The sequence below is a fragment of the Streptomyces humicola genome (genome assembly GCF_024436035.1).
Classification (GTDB): domain Bacteria; phylum Actinomycetota; class Actinomycetes; order Streptomycetales; family Streptomycetaceae; genus Streptantibioticus_B; species Streptantibioticus_B humicola.
Map to the genome: position 1 here is coordinate 1 of NZ_JANFNG010000043.1, position 17,647 is coordinate 17,647.

General features: G+C 67.0%; 13 protein-coding genes and 3 pseudogenes. 6 read left to right on the plus strand and 10 right to left on the minus strand.

From position 1 onward, the window contains the following. A pseudogene (locus NGB36_RS30865) lies at nt 1-226 on the plus strand (hypothetical protein); the annotation flags it as partial. Nucleotides 227-350: 124 nt separating this feature from the next. Here the strand turns inward: NGB36_RS30865 and NGB36_RS30870 are convergent. Next, on the minus strand, nt 351-1,316 hold the full coding sequence (locus NGB36_RS30870) for a LysR family transcriptional regulator (protein ID WP_255923904.1): 966 nt from the start codon (nt 1,314-1,316) through the stop codon (nt 351-353). A 157-nt stretch (nt 1,317-1,473) separates the two neighbouring features. On the opposite strand from NGB36_RS30870, the pseudogene NGB36_RS30875 reads away from it, so the two are divergent. Further along, nucleotides 1,474-1,755 (plus strand): annotated as a pseudogene (locus tag NGB36_RS30875) (FAD-dependent oxidoreductase); the annotation flags it as partial. Between the two features lie 228 nt (nt 1,756-1,983). Then, nucleotides 1,984-2,703, plus strand: a complete 720-nt coding sequence (locus NGB36_RS30880) for a GntR family transcriptional regulator (protein ID WP_255923938.1) — start codon at nt 1,984-1,986, stop codon at nt 2,701-2,703. Here the strand turns inward: NGB36_RS30880 and NGB36_RS30885 are convergent. Genes NGB36_RS30885 through NGB36_RS30915 form a run of 7 tightly spaced genes read right to left on the minus strand, consistent with a single transcriptional unit; the run spans nt 2,603 to nt 10,361 of the window. Continuing rightward, nucleotides 2,603-3,604, minus strand: coding sequence for a hypothetical protein (locus NGB36_RS30885; protein ID WP_255923905.1), 1,002 nt, complete (start codon nt 3,602-3,604; stop codon nt 2,603-2,605). The two genes, NGB36_RS30880 and NGB36_RS30885, sit on opposite strands and share 101 nt — an antisense overlap. Nucleotides 3,605-3,643: 39 nt before the next feature. Continuing rightward, on the minus strand, nt 3,644-4,924 hold the full coding sequence (locus tag NGB36_RS30890) for an alpha/beta fold hydrolase (protein ID WP_255923906.1): 1,281 nt from the start codon (nt 4,922-4,924) through the stop codon (nt 3,644-3,646). After that, nucleotides 4,921-5,907, minus strand: coding sequence for an ABC transporter ATP-binding protein (locus NGB36_RS30895; RefSeq protein WP_372509571.1), 987 nt, complete (start codon nt 5,905-5,907; stop codon nt 4,921-4,923). The genes NGB36_RS30890 and NGB36_RS30895 overlap by 4 nt, the downstream gene beginning before the upstream one ends. After that, nucleotides 5,904-6,755, minus strand: a complete 852-nt coding sequence (locus tag NGB36_RS30900) for an ABC transporter ATP-binding protein (RefSeq protein WP_255923907.1) — start codon at nt 6,753-6,755, stop codon at nt 5,904-5,906. Before NGB36_RS30900 ends, NGB36_RS30895 begins: the two co-directional genes overlap by 4 nt. Continuing rightward, nucleotides 6,752-7,744 carry an ABC transporter permease gene (locus tag NGB36_RS30905; protein ID WP_255923908.1) on the minus strand — a complete coding sequence of 331 codons (993 nt, stop codon included), beginning with the start codon at nt 7,742-7,744 and terminating at the stop codon, nt 6,752-6,754. The genes NGB36_RS30900 and NGB36_RS30905 overlap by 4 nt, the downstream gene beginning before the upstream one ends. Further along, entirely contained in the window at nt 7,741-8,685 is a 945-nt protein-coding gene (locus NGB36_RS30910; protein WP_255923909.1) for an ABC transporter permease, read from the minus strand. The genes NGB36_RS30905 and NGB36_RS30910 overlap by 4 nt, the downstream gene beginning before the upstream one ends. Then, nucleotides 8,682-10,361 carry an ABC transporter substrate-binding protein gene (locus NGB36_RS30915; RefSeq protein ID WP_255923910.1) on the minus strand — a complete coding sequence of 560 codons (1,680 nt, stop codon included), beginning with the start codon at nt 10,359-10,361 and terminating at the stop codon, nt 8,682-8,684. Before NGB36_RS30915 ends, NGB36_RS30910 begins: the two co-directional genes overlap by 4 nt. 87 nt (nt 10,362-10,448) lie before the next feature. Between NGB36_RS30915 and NGB36_RS34110 the strand changes: the two are divergent. Then, nucleotides 10,449-10,657: pseudogene (locus NGB36_RS34110) on the plus strand (helix-turn-helix domain-containing protein); the annotation flags it as partial. Between the two features lie 749 nt (nt 10,658-11,406). Here the strand turns inward: NGB36_RS34110 and NGB36_RS30925 are convergent. After that, nucleotides 11,407-12,666 carry a M6 family metalloprotease domain-containing protein gene (locus NGB36_RS30925; protein ID WP_255923911.1) on the minus strand — a complete coding sequence of 420 codons (1,260 nt, stop codon included), beginning with the start codon at nt 12,664-12,666 and terminating at the stop codon, nt 11,407-11,409. Between the two features lie 1,103 nt (nt 12,667-13,769). Here NGB36_RS30925 and NGB36_RS30930 point away from each other — a divergent pair. Together NGB36_RS30930 and NGB36_RS30935 are read left to right on the plus strand one after the other, a co-directional pair. Further along, complete coding sequence (locus tag NGB36_RS30930) at nt 13,770-14,786, plus strand: hypothetical protein (protein WP_255923912.1); 1,017 nt, start codon at nt 13,770-13,772, stop codon at nt 14,784-14,786. Nucleotides 14,787-15,145: 359 nt separating this feature from the next. Next, on the plus strand, nt 15,146-16,153 hold the full coding sequence (locus NGB36_RS30935) for a hypothetical protein (protein ID WP_255923913.1): 1,008 nt from the start codon (nt 15,146-15,148) through the stop codon (nt 16,151-16,153). A gap of 539 nt (nt 16,154-16,692) precedes the next feature. Here the strand turns inward: NGB36_RS30935 and NGB36_RS30940 are convergent. Further along, nucleotides 16,693-17,469, minus strand: coding sequence for a hypothetical protein (locus NGB36_RS30940; RefSeq protein ID WP_255923914.1), 777 nt, complete (start codon nt 17,467-17,469; stop codon nt 16,693-16,695). Between the last annotated feature and the right edge of the window lie 178 nt (nt 17,470-17,647).

Sequence of the window (17,647 nt, forward strand, 5' to 3'; positions counted from 1 at the left end):
GAGCGCTACCGCACCCGCGCTGGCGTCGAGGGCAGCATCTCCCAGGCCAAGGCGCACCGGCGCGCGCCGCACCCGCTACCGAAGCCTCCCCAAAACCGCTCTGGGCCACATCCTGACGGCCGCTGCCCTCAACCTCTACCGCCTCGACGCCTGGTGGACCGGCACCCCGCTCGGCACAACCCACGTCTCCCACTACGAACAGCTCGCCCTCACGTCAGCGGCATGAGCCCGACCATTAGGTCACATCGGCCAACAAGGTCTTACAGGGATCAATGTGTGGACAGCCCTATTCCGGGCGAGCGAAGGATAGGTATCGGCCTTGGCCTCCCTGGGGCCAGGACCAGAGGGTGTCACGCCTCGATCCGTCCGAGGCGCACCGAGCTCGGATGGCGCTTTCGCCACCGTGCGTACGCCGGGGAGGCGGCACATGTGGCCAGATAGCCCTCGCCGACCCTACGGAGGATGTCGTCGCCTTGTGCGGCCAGCGGGCCGTCACGGTGCCAGGCCAGCACATGGCGGTACCAGAGTGGATCCCCGGCGAGAGGGCGGACCGCCACTCCGGGCACCTCGATGAAGGTCGCCTGGCAGAGACTGACGGCCAGACCCGTCCGTACGATCTCGATCAGCTGACGGCCTTCCGCCTCGTAGGGGGTGCGGGGCTGACGGTCCATCAGGGAGAAGACGGAGGCCCAGTACTCCCGGGTGCGGTCACTGTCCGGGTGAGGCATGGCCCAGTCGTCCTCGACGAGCTCGGCCAGGGTCGCCTCTTCTCGTCCGGCCAGCGGGTGGCCGGCTGGTAGCAGAGCGAAGACCGGCTCGGTGACGACCGGATGCAGGACGACTCCGTCGCGAGGCGAGAGCTCCTTGCCGGGGTTGTCGCCGAGGACGGCCGCGTCCAGACGTCCTGCGACGAGGTCGTCGAGGAGTGGCGTGGCGGAGTACTGGCACCGGGCCGTCACCTCCGCCCCGGGGATCAACTCCCGTACTGCCACGATGAGATCGGCCAGGAGCGGGGCGCCCACCGATCCGACGCGGATGCGATCGTGTGCCATGGCGGCGCGGGCGGTGTCGGCCAGCAGGCCGTCGATCCCTGGCAGGATGGCCCGGGCCCGGGACAGCACCAGCTCGCCGAACGCGGTCGGCACGGCACCGGCCTGCCCACGATCGAAGATCGACCCGCCCAGCATGGCCTCGATGCGCCGCAGCTGGGCGCTGAGTCCGGGCTGGGTCATGCGCAGCGATGCGGCGGCCCGGGTAAGACTTCCGGCGTCCGCGATCGCGCAGATCACTCGCAAGTGCCGTACCTCCAGATTCATGGCGCGGATAGTAGGGCGGAGCAGGAGCTTTCGAACAGCGCCGGGACATGTGAAATGTCACACGTGATCTGGCTAGTGCGAGGTGGCTGTCGGGGCCGACCGGGCTGATCTCGGCAGACTCTTGGCAGCGGCTGTGCAGTGTGAAATATTACTGTGAATGTCCACAAGAAACTCCTCGGACGCCATCGTCGTCGGCGCAGGTGTGGTCGGTGCGGCCTGCGCCTACTACGCTGCGCAGGCCGGTCTTTCGGTCACCGTGGTCGACCGCGGTCCGATCGCCGGCGGGACCACCGGTGCGGGCGAGGGGGTGGAAAAGGTCCCGTCGGACCACCGGCTACTGCGGGAGGAGGTCTTCGGCCCGATCGCCGCCGTGCTGTCCGCGGACGACCTGGCCCACGCCGTACGGATCACCAACTGCGTCCCCTACGGCCTGGTCACCTCGGCCCACACGGCCGGCCTCGACGCGGTACCTCGAAGCCGGCGCACAGTCCACCGGCGTCGACTTCCACCTGCCCTTCGGCGGCACCAAGGCATCCAGCCACGGCTCGAGGGAACAGGGCAGAGAGGCCCTGGATTTCTACACCACGAGCCGGACGTACACACTGGCGCCCGCGAAAACAACGTGACATTGTACGCTGGTGCTCCGGTTAGGCACGGAGGGAACACCATGGGGCAGATGACATCGCGCAAGCTCATCACCGCCGGGGAGCGGCTGCGCGACCAGGTCGCCCATGCCCTGCGAGCTGCCCTCATCTCGGGTGAATTGCGCCCCGGCCAGGTCTACTCCGCGCCGGGGCTCGCCGAGGAGTTCGGCATCTCGGCGACACCCGTGCGCGAGGCGATGCTCGACCTGGCCCGCGAGGGCCTGGTCGAGCCCGTCCGTAACAAGGGCTTCCGGGTCACCGAGGTCAACGAGCGCGACCTCGACCAGTACACTGAGATCCGCACCCTCATCGAGGTCCCCATGGTGGGCCGGATCACGAAGACCGCGTCCCGCGAGGATCTCGAAGCGCTGCGCCCGATCGCCGAGGAGATCGTGCGCGCCGCACGCGAACACGACCTCATCGGCTATCTGGAGGCCGACCGCCGGTTCCACCTCTCCCTGCTTGCGCTCTCCGGCAACAACCGCCTCGTCGAGACCGTCGGCGACCTGCGCAAGCGCTCCCGCCTGTACGGCCTGACCGCCCTGGACTCGCGCGGCGAACTGATCCCGTCGGCCGAGGAACACCTGGAACTGCTGGACCTGATGCTGGCCGGCGAAGCCAAAGCGGCCCAGAAGTGCATGACTAGGCACCTGGGCCATGTGCGCTCACTGTGGGCCAAGGGCGAGAGCGAGGAAGGGTCGGCCAAGCACACGCCAAAGAAGAAGTTGGACGCGGCGTGCTGAGATGTGGGCTGCGCCCATGACCGAGCCGACGCCAAAATTTTCCCTTCAGGTCCCGAGAGCCCACCTTCGAGCAGGAATACTCACTGCATCTATGCGGACGTGAGGCGAGGAATCCCTGCCATCGCAAGGACGCGCGCTCCGGGGCCTGAGCTCCCTTCCAACCTCCATTTGAGGCGTTGAGACGCAGGGTGAGGCCATTCCGCGCCGCGACCGTGTGCTTGGAAACTGCCCAGCCCGCCTCGCGCCGGTCGCGAGTGATCCTCGGGGGACCCGTAGGTGCCGCGCGAGGTGCGCGACGCCAAATGCGCTTGCCGTTGGCGACGATGCCGGCGGTGTGGGGGTCGTACAGGTAGGTCGGGGAGAAACTGACCGCCTTCGCGGCCTTGTTGGCCACGATGTAGAGCATGTCGTACTTGGAGAAGTTGACATACGGCTTCGCGGCCTCGACCGCCTCGCGCACATACAACTCGTGCTGCTGGAAGGTGATGCCACGCTGGAAGCCGTAGGTGGTGGAGTCCTGCGGCATACGCACCCAGCGCTTCAACGGGGTGATGTCGAGCTGGATTCGCCCGTAGGAGTCCTTGCGCATCCAGTCGGGCGCCCCGGCGAGTTCGTTGTAGTACGCGGCGGTGGAATCCGTGGCCTGTGCGTCGGGGAAATCGACGAACAGCATCAGCACGTGCTTGGTGCCGATGGGCCGCTGGAACTGGGTGTAGTCGGTGTTGTGCCCCTCATCGGTCCAGCCGGTCTTGCCGGGAAGGGCGCAGCCGGCGGCTGGGGCGGTGCTGCCGGTGGTCGGGAGGTGTGAGGCGGCAGCCGCCACCGGTATGGTCGCCATCAGGGGGATGAGCACGCTCAGAGCAACACCGAGCGGACGAACCTTGCGTCTGATCTTGGACATATCTCTCCTTGCATTTCTTCTTGCGGTGGCTCCCGAACGTCAGGCCCGTCCGGCGGCCATGTCCATCAGGCGGTCCAGAACGCGGTCACTTGAGGCGGTGACCCCGTCGTGCTCCCACTCGTTGGTGACCCAAGCGCGCAACCCACCGACCGAGCGTGCGGTCTGCAACGACAGGTCCGCGTCCACGTACATGTCGTCGTGGTAGATCACCGCAGCCACCGGGACGCGGTTGGCCGCCAGCTTCGGCAGGTCGTAGAGCGCGGGCCAGTCGGACCGCTCGGCCAGCAACTCGACCGCCCCCGCAAAAGGGCGGAGCCCCGCGATCTCCCCGAACATCCAGGGGTAGAACATCTCACCGGTGAACAGCAACGGGTCGGCGTCCTCGTCGAACTCCGGAAAAGCGTCCATAACGCGGGCGGCTGCCCAGTCGGTGGACTTGTCTCCCTGCCCGAAGATGGATTCCTGCAAGACGACGAAAAGCGGGTTGTCGGCGAAGGCCGTCAGGTTCATCACTTGGTACAGGAACGTCGCCGAAAGCTCGCCTTCAGGGCCGATGGCCTCGTCCAGCAGCCAGTGCAGGCGTTCAAAGCCGTCGCCCATGCCCAGCATCAGGCCCAACGTGCGAAACCGGCGCACGGTGAGCTGGTCGCCGTCGGGCAGATGGACGGTCTGCCGGTCGAGCAGGTCGGCGATCCGCCGGACCAGCTGACGGTCACCGGGGTAGCGGTCATAGTAGGCGGTCACTTTGTCGCTGACCCGCGGATAGGTCGCGGCGTACACGGCGTCGGCGGTGGCGTCCAGTCCGGGCAGACCGCCGGTGATGTAGCAGGCACGCAGCCCATCAGGGGCCTGGGAGAGATACGTCAAGGTGATGAAGCCGCCGTAGCTCTGGCCGAGCGTCTCCCACGGCTCGTCTCCACACAACTGATGCCGAATCAGTTCCGCGTCCGCGGTGATCGAGTCGGCGCGGAAGAAGGAGAGATAGTCGGCCAGCTCCCGGGCGGAGGAGAACCGCTCGGCCGACCGCGAGGTCACCGGGGTGCTTCGACCGGTGCCCCGCTGATCCAGCAGCAGCACCCGGTGGGTGGTGAGGGCACGGGCCAGCCAGCCGGAGGTGGCGTTCAACGGCCGCGGCGACTTGCCTCCCGGTCCGCCCTGAAGGTAGAGCAGCCAGGGCAGCTTCTGTCCGGCCAGAGCCGGGTCGACGAGCTCGCGCGCGAACACCTGAATCGAGGGGCGGGCCGGATCGGCATGGTCGAGCGGCACGGTGAAGGCATGATCGGTCACCGCGAGACCAGGCAGGCGGTAGGTGCGGGTCATGGGGTCCCTTCGACGGTAAGCGGCTCGGGAAAGTGGCAGGCGACCTCCTGGCCCGGAGCGATCAACCGCAGTGCGGGCCGCTCGGCGGTGCAGATCTCGGCCGCCTTGGGACAGCGGGTGCGGAACGGGCATCCGGTCGGTGGATTCAGGGGACTGGGCAGGTCGCCTCGGAGCACGATGCGCTCGCGGGCTCGCTCGGCGTCCGGGTCCGGCAGCGGCACGGCCGACAGCAGGGCGTGCGTGTAGGGATGCGCGGCGTGGGCGAAGAGCGCGTCACGATCGGCCGCTTCCACGACGGTGCCCAGGTACATGACGACGATGCGGGTGCTGATCTGACGGACTGCGCCGAGGTCGTGGGCGATGAACACGTAGGCGAGCCGGTATTCGTCCTGCAGGTCCTTGAGCAGGTTGAGGATCTGAGCCTGCACAGAGACGTCGAGAGCGGAGACGGGTTCGTCGCAGACAACGAGCTTCGGTCGCAGGGCCAGTGCCCGGGCGATGCCGATGCGCTGTGCCTGGCCTCCGGAGAACTCGTGTGGGTAGCGGGCGGCGTGCTCTGGCCGCAGTCCGACCCGCTCCAGCAGGTGCTCCACCGGCTCGTCAGGGGCCAGCCCTTGGTAGCGGAATGGAGCGGTCAGGATCTGCCGGACCGTCTTGCGGGGGTTCAGCGATGAGAAGGGATCCTGGAAGATCATCTGGAGGTCGCGGCGGACCGTACGTATCGCCGCCTCGTCCAGCTTGTGCAGTTCCCGGCCGGCCACGCGGATGGTGCCGGAGGTCGGCTCGATCAACCGGGTTATCAGACGGGCGACCGTCGACTTGCCGCAGCCGGACTCGCCGACCACGCCGAGCGTCTCCCCGGGCTCCACCCGCAGTGATACACCGTCAACGGCCGTGACGTATCCGGCCAGCCGCCGGGTCAGTCCATGCCGCACCGGGAAGCGCTTGACCAGGTCCTGGACTTCGAGCAACGGCGCATTCACGGCGTCACCTCCGGTGTCTCGAGCGATGCCTGTTCCTCGACCGGTGCCTGCAAGGTGGGCAGACGGAGAGGCAGCGCGCCGTCGACGCGGGGCACGCAGGCGAGGAGGCCCTTGGTGTAGGCGTCCCGGGGGCGATAGAACACCTCACGGACCGCGCCGCGCTCGACCGCACGGCCGCGGTACATGACGACGACGTCATCAGCGAGTCCGGCGATCACACCCATGTCGTGGGTGATGAGCATGATCGCTGTGCCGGACCGCTCGCGCAGCCCCTGCAGCAGGTCCAGGATCTGGGCCTGCACGGTCACGTCGAGCGCGGTGGTCGGCTCGTCCGCGATGAGCAGGTCGGGCTCCAGGCAGAGTGCCATGGCGATCATCACCCGCTGCCGCATGCCACCGGAGAACTCGTGCGGATATGCGCGGGCGCGCCGGTCGGGCTCGGGGATGCCGACCTCGTCGAGCATGCGCACCGCGACGTGGTGGGCCTCGCGGCGTCCCGCCCGGCGGTGCGCCCGGTAGGCCTCGGCTATCTGGAAGCCGACCGGGTAGTAGGGGTTGAGGCAGGACAGTGGGTCCTGGAAGATCATCGCGATGCGGTTCCCGCGGATCCTGCGCAGTGCGCGCTGGCCCAAGCCCGTCAGGTCCTGCCCGGCGAATCGGATCTCCCCGGTGACACGGGCGTCGGGTAGCAGGCCCATGACCGCCAGGCTCGTGACGGACTTCCCGCTTCCGGACTCCCCGACCACGCCAAGAACAGCGCCCGCGTCGAGCTCCAGGTCGAGTCCGTCCACCGCGCGTACACCGGAGCGGAATTCAACGCTCAGACCGCGTACTGACAACAGAGTCATCCCACGGCCCTCACTCTCGGGTCCAGAACCGCGTAGACCAGGTCCACCACGAGGTTGGCCAGGACCACGAAGCCCGCGGCGAACAGGGTTACTCCGAGGATCACCGGCTGGTCGGCGCTGTTGATCGCATCGGCGGCGAGCTTGCCCACGCCGGGCAGGCCGAACACCGACTCGGTGATGAGCGCGCCGCCCAGCAGTGCGCCGAGGTCCATCCCGAAAATCGTCACGATGGGCATGAGCGCCGGACGAAGTGCATGCCGACGCAGCACGGTCGGCTCTGGCAGACCCTTGGCGCGTGCGGTGCGCACGTAGTTCTGGCCCAGGCTGTCGAGCATCTCACTGCGGGTGATCCTGGCGTAGACCCCCGCGTAGAGCATCGCGAGCGTGATCCACGGCATGACCAGCGATTCGGCCCGGCCGACGGGATCGCTGGTGAGCGGGACCGCCTGCGGGTAGGGCAGCAGCCCGAGCTTGACCACCAGTAGGTACTGCAGTACCAGGGCGGTGAAGTAGATCGGCAGCGAGACGCCGCCGAGGGCGGCCACCATGGCGGCTCGGTCCCACAGACTGCCGCGCCGCAGCGCGGACACCACGCCGGCCGTGACACCCACGGCCAGCCACAGCACCGCGGCGCCCACCGCGATCGAGATGCTGACCGGGAGCCGATCCGTGAGCAGTGTCCAGACGGGCTGGTCGGTCTGGAAGCTGAAGCCGAGACAGGGGAACGGGCATCTGACGGCTTGCGCTCCGGTGCCGTAGCTTCGGCCGGCCACGATGCCGACGAGATAGTCACGGAACTGCACGGGCGGCGAGTGGTTCAGCCCGAGGGTCGTGCGGATCTCGGCAATCCGCTCGGGGCTGCAGGCCTTGCCGCAGGCCGCTTGGGCCGGGTCGGCCGGCATCACGTAGAAGATGGTGAAGGTGGCCGCGCAGATCACGAGGAGGATCGCCGCTGTCGCGGTCAGCCTGCGAAGCATATAGAGAATCATCGTCGCTGGCTCCGTGGATCGAGCACATCCCGTATGGCGTCGCCCAGTACGTTGAACGCGAGAACGCTGACGAACAAACAGGCGCCGGGGATGAGGAAGTAGACGGGGTCGGCGGCGTACCAGGGCACCGCGGAGGCAATCATCTGGCCCCACGACGGGGTGGGCGGGCGCACGCCGATGCCGAGGAACGACAGGCCAGCCTCGGTGGCGATGTAGCTGGGGATGGACATGGTCGCCACCACCAGAACCGGTCCGCTCAGGTTGGGCAACACCTCTCGCAGCAGCAGTGCCCGCCGGGAGGCGCCGAGGACCCGGGCGGCAGCCACGAACTCCCCTCTGGCCAGGACCATCGCTTGACTGCGAACGATCCTTCCGACATACGGCCAACCGAAGAAGCCGAGCACGACCACGAGGAGCAGTTCCCTGTTCACGCCGGGCGCTGCGGAGATCAGCGCGATCATGAAGATGAGGCTGGGAAAGGACAGCAGCAGGTCCATCAGTCGGCCGACGACCGCGTCGGCCCAGCCGCCGAAGAATCCGGCGGCAAGGCCGAGCGTCGTTCCCAGCACCAGGGACAGGCCGGTGGCGAGGACGGCGATCAGTAGCGAGACCCGGGCACCGTAGACGACACGGGCGAGGATGTCTCGGCCGCTACCTGGCTCGACTCCCAGGAGGTGCTTGGCGCTGATGCCCCCTGCGGCCCCGCGAGGCAGTCCGCCGAGCGCCGGGTCCACTGCTTCGCTGTGGAATTGGGTCGGCGAGGTGCCGGTGGCCAAGGTGATCAGCGGAGCCATGAGTGCGATCAGCACCAAGATCGCCACCACGGTCAATGCGGCAGCCGCCGAGGGTTGTTTCAGCAGCCTCCGCAACGCGGATACCTCTTGCCGTCCGACACTCCGCGTCGCGCCGGACGGCACCGAGGTGGTCAGTGCGGTGGTCACTTGCGCAGCCCCAGAGAGACGAGATCGAGTCGGCCGACGTACGCGATGTGCCCGTAGGCGCCCGTGACGTGAGGCCCGATCAGGATCGCTGCCTTGTCCCACAAGAACGGTACGACGGGGGCGTCCTGCATGATCTCCTTGGCCAGCTGGCCGTAGGCGGTTGCGGCGGCGGCAGGGTCGGTCATCTTGGCGATCTGGTCCAGCCGGGTGTTGACCTTGTCGGAGTTGTACTGCGAGTAGTTGTTGTTGCCTTGGGCGGTGATCTGCCGTCCGTCGAACACGATCGGCAGGTAGGTGGAGGCGCCAGGCCAGTCCGGCGTCCAGCCGGCGATCACCAGGTCATGCTCCTGGGAGGTGTTCCCTACGGTGCTGTAGAACGCCGATGTGGCGATCGCGTTGATGTTCACCTTGATCCCGGCCTGGCCCAGGGATGCTTGCACCGCCTGGGCCTGCGCCTCGCCCGTCGGCGTTGCCGGAGCGTCGAGCGTGAGGCTCAGCCCCGAGGCATGGCCTGCCTCGGCGAGCAGCGCCTTGGCCTTGGCGGGATCCCCCTTTTCGCCGGGGCTCGGGTAGGGGTCGTCGGGCACGAAGCCGGGTGTCGAGGGCGGAAGCAACGTGGTGGCGATGTCTCCGGCGATCGGGCCGCCGCGAGCGGTGCGCAGCGCGTCCTTGTCCAGCGCGTATTCGATCGCCTGCCGTACCCTGACGTCGTTCAGCGGCTTGTGCGTGGTGTTGATGCTGATGAAGCGGGTGTTGATCGATTCGCCGATGACCAGACGCTGGCGTACTGCCGGGTTGGCCATCACCGGACCGACGGAGGCCGGGCCGATCGGCTCGAACGCGACCGCGTCGGCGTCCTGCCCCTGACCGGCGATGAGCCGCTGGTCGACCACCGCGGGATCCAGGTTGAGATCGATCACGATCTTGTCTGGAAGGGCTTTGCGCACGGAGTCGGTGGCCGCACTCCAGTAAGGGTTGCGGACCAGCGTGAGCGCCTTGTGGGGTTCGAAGCTGGCGATCTTGTACGGTCCGGAGGAGAAAGGCCTGGCGTCGTAGCCGACGCCGGTGTCCTTGTCCGGAGGTACCGGGGCGAACATGGGCAAGGACACCGCTGAACCGAAGTCCGCCACAGGCCGGTTGAGTTTGAAGACGATGGTCTTGTAGTCAGGGGTCTCGATGGATGCAAGTCCGGTCTTGTCCTTGTAGGGACCCTTGTATGCGTTGCCTCCGGCCAGCCACATGCGAGCGTAAGGCGGCCCTTCGGGCAGTTCGGCGGCGAACGTCCGCTCAACGCCGTACTTGATGTCTTCACTGGTGATGGGACGGCCGTCCTCGAATCTGACGCCGGGCTTGAGCGTGAAGGTCCAGGTCCGGGCCCCGTCGCTCGGGCGGCCGGTGTCTGTAGCGAGGTCCGGCACGATCTTACCGCCGGCCTCACCGGGTGCCGCCGCGTACGTTGTCAGCGTCCGGTAGATGAGCCGACTCACATCTTCCGACGAGGTGACGTAGTTGCGGGCCGGGTCGAGGTGTTCCAGGTCAATGCTTGACAGCACGTACAGGGTGCCGCCCTTCTCCGCACTCCCACCATGGCCGCCATTGTCTGCTCCCCCGCAACCGGCAATGGCGACGAGCCCAAGGGCCGCCATCATGAACAGCCCGACTCGTCTTGTTCTCACAATGGACTCCCTTTGTGATGTGACATTTCACAAATTTGAAATAAGGCTGGCCGGTATCTGCCCTCTTCAGGTAGCTCCCAGATCCCCATAACGTGCGGTTATGGGCTTGAAGTACGGCACCTTCGGATCGTCTGGCCTTCGCCGAGACCGGGAGCCTGACCCGCGCCGCCGCCACACTGCGGCTGACCCTGCCGGGCCTCAGCGCCCAGCTGAGAAGGATCGAAATGGCGCTCGGCGGGGACTTGTTCGAGCGGATGCCATCAAGGGTGGCCCCTGTGGCGCTCGGAGAGGTGGTGGCTCTCCCATCCCGCTCGTCGACGACACCGACCACGGCCGCCTCGAGTGGGCCGCGGTCGGCGGCAGTCCCGGTTACGAGCTCGCGGCCCGGCCCGGCGTCGTTCTCCAGCCCATTGCGACCGAGCCGGTCTTCGTGGTGTTGCCCGCAACCTTGGCGGCACTGGAGGAGCTTGCGCTGGATGATCTCGTGGACGTGGACGTGGACGTGGACGTGGACGTGGACGTGGACGTGGACGTGGACTGGGCCGCCCCTCGCCCCGACAACGACCGGTCCCGTAAGTACTGGGCCACGACCCTCCTGCTTACCGGCCGCCCGATACGCAACGTCCACGAGGCGGAAGGCCGGCTGCTCGTGGAGATGGTCCGAAGCGGCCACGCGATGGGTTTGTGCCAAGCCGCCTTCGATGAAGTCCCGGGCAAGGCATCGCCGTACGCCCGATTGCCGGCAACCCCCTGTGGTATCGGCACCTGCTCGCCTGGCATCACGAGGGCCCGCTCGCACCGATGTGCTCGTCGCTCCTGCACTACGCCGCCGAGGCGTACCAGACGGCCTCGGCCCGCAGCCCGGTCCACCAACGCCGGCTGGAACGCCTACCGTCCGAATCGCCGCCTTCAAGGGCTGGAATTGCCCGGCCCGCTGCCACGTAGACGGCCCGAACCCCGCCCGGCCAACGGCCGTGGGCGGTGTGGTCGACGCATGCGCGCCGACCACACCGCCCCAGGATTCAGAACCTCCCGTGTTTCAAGATCACATGGATGTATCCACCGTGTCACCGTTCGAGTCGGAGAGGCCGCTCACTACGGAGATGGTGACATTGGTGCTGGAATCGGTGAAGGTCTGACCGGGCTGCCAGGTGTCCATGTCCAGCGCACTGCAGCCCGAGGGGGGCGCTGCGGCGTTGGGGTTGGCCACCACCTGGATCGGCCCGTTGCCGGTGGTAACGGACCAGTCGACCTTGTAGATGAGTACGCCTGTGGAGCAGAGGCTGGGGTCGTTCAAGGCCGACCTGCGCGACTCGACGACGTAGGCGGAGGTTGAACCGGTCTTGAGCACCACGATCCGCCATCGGCCACTGACCGGTGCGTACTCGACCGGGTTCAAGGGGGTGCGCAGCGATGTGCCTGGCGTGGTCATGCAGGAGACCTCGCTGTCATTGGTCCAGCCGAGCTTCCAGGACTGCCAGCCGAAGTACTGGTTCCCCGGCCCGCCGATATTGCCCATGATGTCCCAGCCGCCGACGTACTGGTGCGTGTCGCCGGTGAAGGAGTACAGGTCGGGCAGACCGAAGGTGTGACCGGTCTCGTGGTCGGCGATGTGGTAGCCCCACGGCCCCCAGATGTCCTGACCGAACGTGACGGCCCATTTGACGGTCGTGCCGTTGACGACCACGCCGGGGTTACCGGAGTTCCAGATGTAGGTGGGCGAGTTGTTGATCGCGGTCGCGTTCTTGGTCGGCACGATGTAGAACATGTCGTACTGGGAGAGGTCGACACCGGCGATTGCGGCGGCTGTGGTCGCGTCCAGCACGTATTGCTGTTGGCTGGCGTAGGGCGGAGTTCCGGGCCAACCGTAGGAGGTGGAGTTCGACGGCATGTGCAGCCACTGGTTGAGCGGGGCCCGGATGTTGAGCCAGGTGTGGCCGTAGGAGGCGTTCCACATCCAGTTGGCGGCAGGCGAAAGCTGGTTGTAGTAGTCGGCGAGATTCCCGGTGCCCACGGCGTCCGGAAAGTCGACGTACAGCATGCCCACCCGAATGGTCTTCGAGGTCGCCGTCCCGGTGGGGCCGAAGGGCACCTGGAACCGATTGGGGTCGCTGGCGATGTTGTTCTGCTGGCCTTCATCGGTGTAGCCGGTCGTCCCTGTGAGTGAACACGCAGACGTGCTCCCGTTGTACGCATGGGCGGGGTTGGCAGGGACGATGACCAGGGCGAACAGAGCAAGCAGGGCGGATAGGACCAGTAGGGGCGCGGTGTGCAGCCGGCGTCCCGCGCTGACTGGGAAGCTCATGGGAGTTCTCCTGAATGCAGGGATGGATCCGGGCTTCGGGCCCCGGCGGCTGCGATTACCTAGCTCGCAGCCGTTGTGAAGTGGCGCGGTTGAGGGCTCGCCGGGGAGCTCCCAACTGGCCTTGACAGCACACCGGACACGGAAAATTTCGCCCTCCGGATCAGGTGCGCGACCGGACGCCTCCCCGAAGGTCCCGGGCGAGTACTGCCCGGGAGCGGCGGCTCACGCGGGGAGGCAGGTTAGTGGGGGTTACCGGCTATGTTTCAGTGCCAGGGCCTGTTGTGAAAGCGTCACGACGTGGATGCCTTCACCATCTCGGATCGGCTCGCGGAGCAGCTCTACGCGTTGCGAGCCGTGCTTGGTCGGGGCTGGTAGTTGTGAAGCGGAGCGCTGCGTAACCGTCATGCCTAATAGCGTCTTCGATAGCCTCCTGCACGGATGGCTGGAAGCGGGAGGATTTCATACCTGTCCGCCGATCACAGCCCTCGAGAGGGATGAGGCTCAGGCGCCCAAGACAGGACCCCGTTGTCCCTCGCCCTCGTTGGTCGCCGTCACTCAGGCGCGTAGCGTGCCGACCGTGTGGTGTGCGATGACAGGACGGCTCTCCACCCACCGTCGTGGTGGATCGCCGCGGCCGCCGCCGGGTACCTGGCAGCCACCGTCGGCGGATTGCGGCTTGTCCACACTGCCGCCAGTAGGACTGGCTCGTTCTATTCGGCCAATAGTGCCGATACACCAGCACTTCCGGGAGCTCTCACTTCCTCATAACAGTGCATTATGTACCTGCGCTTCCCCTCGTAGCGTGGAGACCGCGTATCGGGTGAGGTCAGGGATCAACTTGCCGCTAAGTCCGAGGTGTGTGTTGTTGCCGCACCTGAATGAGCGGCAGCGGCGTCTGCGTCCGAGACCCCAGCCCACCCCCTGACCGCGCGCACGTGTTTGCACACCGACTGCCGCACTCGGGCCGATCTTCCCGGCGGATTCACCGCTAGAGCCTTGACCGGTACACGGCGATCATAGAACCTTAGGCCACTCGTCGCGCCGCCACAGGGTGGTGGCACGACCGCGTTCCGAAGCGGAGCGCGGGAGGAGGTCGAGTGGCCGTGAGCCAGCCCGCACAACAGCACGCCCGAAGACCTTCGATGGCGGCATCGTTCGCGGCCGCCGACAATCGCGCGGTGTTTCCCGCTCCCCGACGCCGCTCCCGGGCACTGGAGGCAGTGCTGCGCTCGGGACCGTTCGACGTCGCGCTGCATCTGGCGATCGCGGAGTCAGGGCTGAGCCTGGAAAGCCTGCGCCGGAGGCTGGGCGCGCAGGGCATCCAAGTGGGCCTGTCCACGCTCAGTTACTGGCAGCGCGGGACGCGCAGGCCGGAGCGCGCAGAGTCGCTGCGCGCAGTGTGCGCGATGGAGGACCTGCTGGGGTTGCCCCGCGCCAGCCTGATGACCCTGCTCGGCCCGCCCCGTCCGCGCGGCAGGTGGTGTGGGGCCAAAGGGAAGGTGCTGAGCTTCGACGACATGATCGACCGAGAGCGTGGGCTGTCGACCGTACTCATGGATCTAGACGCGACGGCCAACAGCAAACTCGAACACATCAGCATGCAGGGCGACCGGTGGATGCGCACGGACCGCTCCTGGTCGGTCGAACGGATCCGGCGTGTCGTCGCGCCCCTTGTCGCCGGAGTAGACCGCTTCATCGCCATCAGCGTGCCGGACGTTCCAGGCGAAAGGCCGCCCACCATCCGACCGCTCTACGGCTGTCGGCTGGGCCGCGTACGCAATGATCCGGACAGCGGACTGCACGCCGCGGAACTGCTCTTCGACGCCCGACTCCGGGTGGGCCAGGCCCACGTCTTCGACTACGAATACCGTGGAGGCGACGGAACTTGCGGCGTGGCCGAATATCTCTACCTCTCGCGTCAGCCGCTGCGGGAGCTGGTGCTGCGCGTTCACTTCAAACTGGCCGCACTGCCGGTGCGCTGCTATCACGTCCGACGACGCCGGCATGACGAGGAACACCGCGAGATCGCCGAACTGCAGCCAGGCGCCGGTGGCGCGATCCATCTGGTATCGCTCGACTGCCGGCCCGGAATCGAAGGACTCCACTGGGAGTGGGACTGACCCGGACCGCACGGCCCGTCACGAGAATTTACGAGCCCCGCACACGGCCCGGCCACACCGCAGCGGCGCCGGGGAAAACTGTGAAACTGCGAACCTTCACGGAATGACATTCCGTTGATCTGCAGCCGTCGAGGCCCATGACTGGCCCTACCGCAGCTCGATGCCTCCCGAGAGGCCGCTGGTCCAGTTGCGCTTCACAGAGTTTCCAGCAGCAGAAGCATGGCCGTTGTCTCCGCGCCGGGACAGACAGCAGCATGCTACGCGATCAGCTCGAATGGACGGCAGCCCGCCTCAGAACGGGAGCACCCCGCCCGCTCCGTGACGGATGCCACAGTCCCGCAGACCGGAAAGGGTTTCACTTGACCACCACACCTCGCCGAATCCGCCGTGGCATACGACGGATCGTCGCCATGGTCGGTACGGGTGCCACAGTGCTCCTGTTCGCCACCTTGACGGCAGGCCCGGCACACGCCGGGACCGAGCACACCCAGACTCCCGCCACGGCGCACGGCCGCACTGTGACCGTGCACCTGGACGGCAAGACGTTCGACGTCCAGCTGAACCGCCCCACCGGGGTTGTCCCCATGCGCGAACGGCACGCAGGGGCGCACTCCGCCTCGAGCGACGACACTTCCGCGACGGTCTACCCGCCCGTCACGCAGACCAGCGGACTGCAATACGGCGGCGGCCCACTCGAGACCACCCCGGTGATCTACCTCGACTTCTGGGGCAGCCAGTGGGACGGCGACTCCAACGGCGTCCAGAGCTACATGCAGAGCCTCTTCAACGGCCTCGGGGCGCAGGGCGACACCTGGTCGACGGTCACCAGCCAGTACACCGACAGCAACGGCAACGCCCCGACCTTCAACGGCGCGGTCCTCGGCGGAACATGGGTCGACAACTCCTCCGCGGCCCCGTCCAACGCCCAGCAGCAGGACATCGCTGCCGAGGCTGACAACGCGGCGCAGCACTTCGGCGTCTCCGGCCCGAACGTCGACATCTTCGTGATGAGCCCGAGCGGCACCCAACCGGACGGATTCCCCAACGCCGGCTTCTGCGCCTGGCACGACTGGAACGGCAACGTCGCCTACACCAACATGCCGTACGTGCTCGACGCCGGCTCAAGCTGCGGCGCCAACTCCGTCCAGAACCAGCTCGACGGCTTCAGCATCGTCGGCGGGCACGAGTACGCCGAAGCGGTGACCGACCCCGAGCCCTCCAGCGGCTGGGTCGACTCCAACAGTGAAGAAATCGGTGACCTGTGCGCCTGGGACAACGACCAGACGGTCAACTTCTCCACCGGCACCTTCGCCATGCAGCCGCTCTACAGCAACAATGACAACGGTTGCGTCTTCTCGTCTCAATAAACAATCCTCTGCTTCGCGATCCGAGGTTCCTCCCGGCTCCCCGCCGGGAGGGACCTCCCCACGCTTCATCCGCCGAGGACCGGCCCGCCGAGCTTCCGAAGGCCGTCCGGGAGCAACTCGCCGACACGTTCACCGACCGGACACCCACGAGCCTTCAGTTGTCCGGCGGGCAAACGCGCAGGGTCAGGAGTGTGGCGGCACGGAATGCGAGACCCGAGGGCTGGTGATGCGGGCGTTCATGCGGCGCATCCAATCCCCGTCGGTGTGCCACATGGGATGGTGGGGGGCGGCGTGGCCCCGCAAGCCCGCGCGAAGGCACCGGTCTACTGCGAACTCGACGATGTTCTTGCCCACCGCGTCCTCTTCGAATCGGGTCAGGCGGGGCGTGTACCCCACGACGCCTTCACCGAGGACGGCGGGTACCGCACGCCGTCGAGCGTAGTCAGCGACGGAGTCCGTCCATTTGGTCAACGTGTCGCGCATGGAACCTTAATGGGCAGAGTAGTGATCGTACAGCCACTGGTCCCAGCGGTCGGGGTTCACCCAGTCGTGGGTGTAGAACAGTTCGCGGGGTATGCCGGTTGCGGCCAGTTGCCAGGGCTGGTCCGGATGGTAGGTGTCGAAGTCCGGCGCGTCACGCCGCAGCATGGACGCGAGGTCGGGCGTGGGCCAGGTCGGGTTCTTCGGCCGTTCTGGGTACCGTGTCCCAGTCCTACGGCCTCGTACAGCGCTCCGAGTACGCCATAGACGTAGAAGTGGAAGTGCGCGACCTGTCCATCCGGGAGGTCGCCAAGTTCCTCCGGCCAGGTTTCGCCGAGCGAGTAGGTGGCCGGGATGTGGGGATGCCGAGCCTTCAGCAGGTCCATGGCACGGGTCAGGGGCCGGAACAGTCGCCCGTAGTGGCTTGCAACTTCGTTGTGTACCTCGACGTAGGCGATGCGGTCGGCCAGTCCGTGGTCAGAGAGGAAGTCCAGGAGGTCTGCCATAGCCTGAGCCATCACTTCGGATCGTTCGAGGGTGGGTACGGCGGCCAGGGCGCGGTGCCAGAGGTCGGTGTCCGCGAAGCACGGCGATTGCTGGTATTCCCAGGAGGACACAATGAGCCGGCAGTTGTGGCGGCGTGCTGCTTCAAACAGCTCCAGGAGGCGTCGACGGCCATCCAATCGGTAGCTGCCGCGTACGTCGTACCAGCGCGTGCGCTGGCCGAAGTCCTTGCCGAGACCTCGGATGCAGATGGCGTCCGGGTCCTGGACCCGTCCCGAGAAGAGCAGGAAGGGCATGGCGCAGGTGCGGACGGTGTTGAAGCCGTGGTCCACCGCCTCCGCGAAGGACTGGTCGAGTCGGCGAATGGCTCTCCGGGGCCGGCCTGCGTGTACCAGCTGAAGTCCCACAGCGTGATGGCGAGCCCCTCGGAAGGATGCTCGAAGGTTCCGCCTGAGGCGGGCATGGGAGGGGTCATGGGTCACCTGTGTCTGGGAGTCGGAGACAGTGCAG

Coding starts and splice junctions, on each gene's coding strand:
- NGB36_RS30925 (WP_255923911.1), bottom strand. CDS start 12,666: ATGAGCTTCCCAGTCAGCGCGGGACGCCGGCTGCACACCGCGCCCCTA.
- NGB36_RS30870 (WP_255923904.1), bottom strand. CDS start 1,316: ATGAATCTGGAGGTACGGCACTTGCGAGTGATCTGCGCGATCGCGGAC.
- NGB36_RS30900 (WP_255923907.1), bottom strand. CDS start 6,755: ATGACTCTGTTGTCAGTACGCGGTCTGAGCGTTGAATTCCGCTCCGGT.
- NGB36_RS30890 (WP_255923906.1), bottom strand. CDS start 4,924: ATGACCCGCACCTACCGCCTGCCTGGTCTCGCGGTGACCGATCATGCC.
- NGB36_RS30905 (WP_255923908.1), bottom strand. CDS start 7,744: ATGATTCTCTATATGCTTCGCAGGCTGACCGCGACAGCGGCGATCCTC.
- NGB36_RS30885 (WP_255923905.1), bottom strand. CDS start 3,604: ATGTCCAAGATCAGACGCAAGGTTCGTCCGCTCGGTGTTGCTCTGAGC.
- NGB36_RS30880 (WP_255923938.1), top strand. CDS start 1,984: ATGGGGCAGATGACATCGCGCAAGCTCATCACCGCCGGGGAGCGGCTG.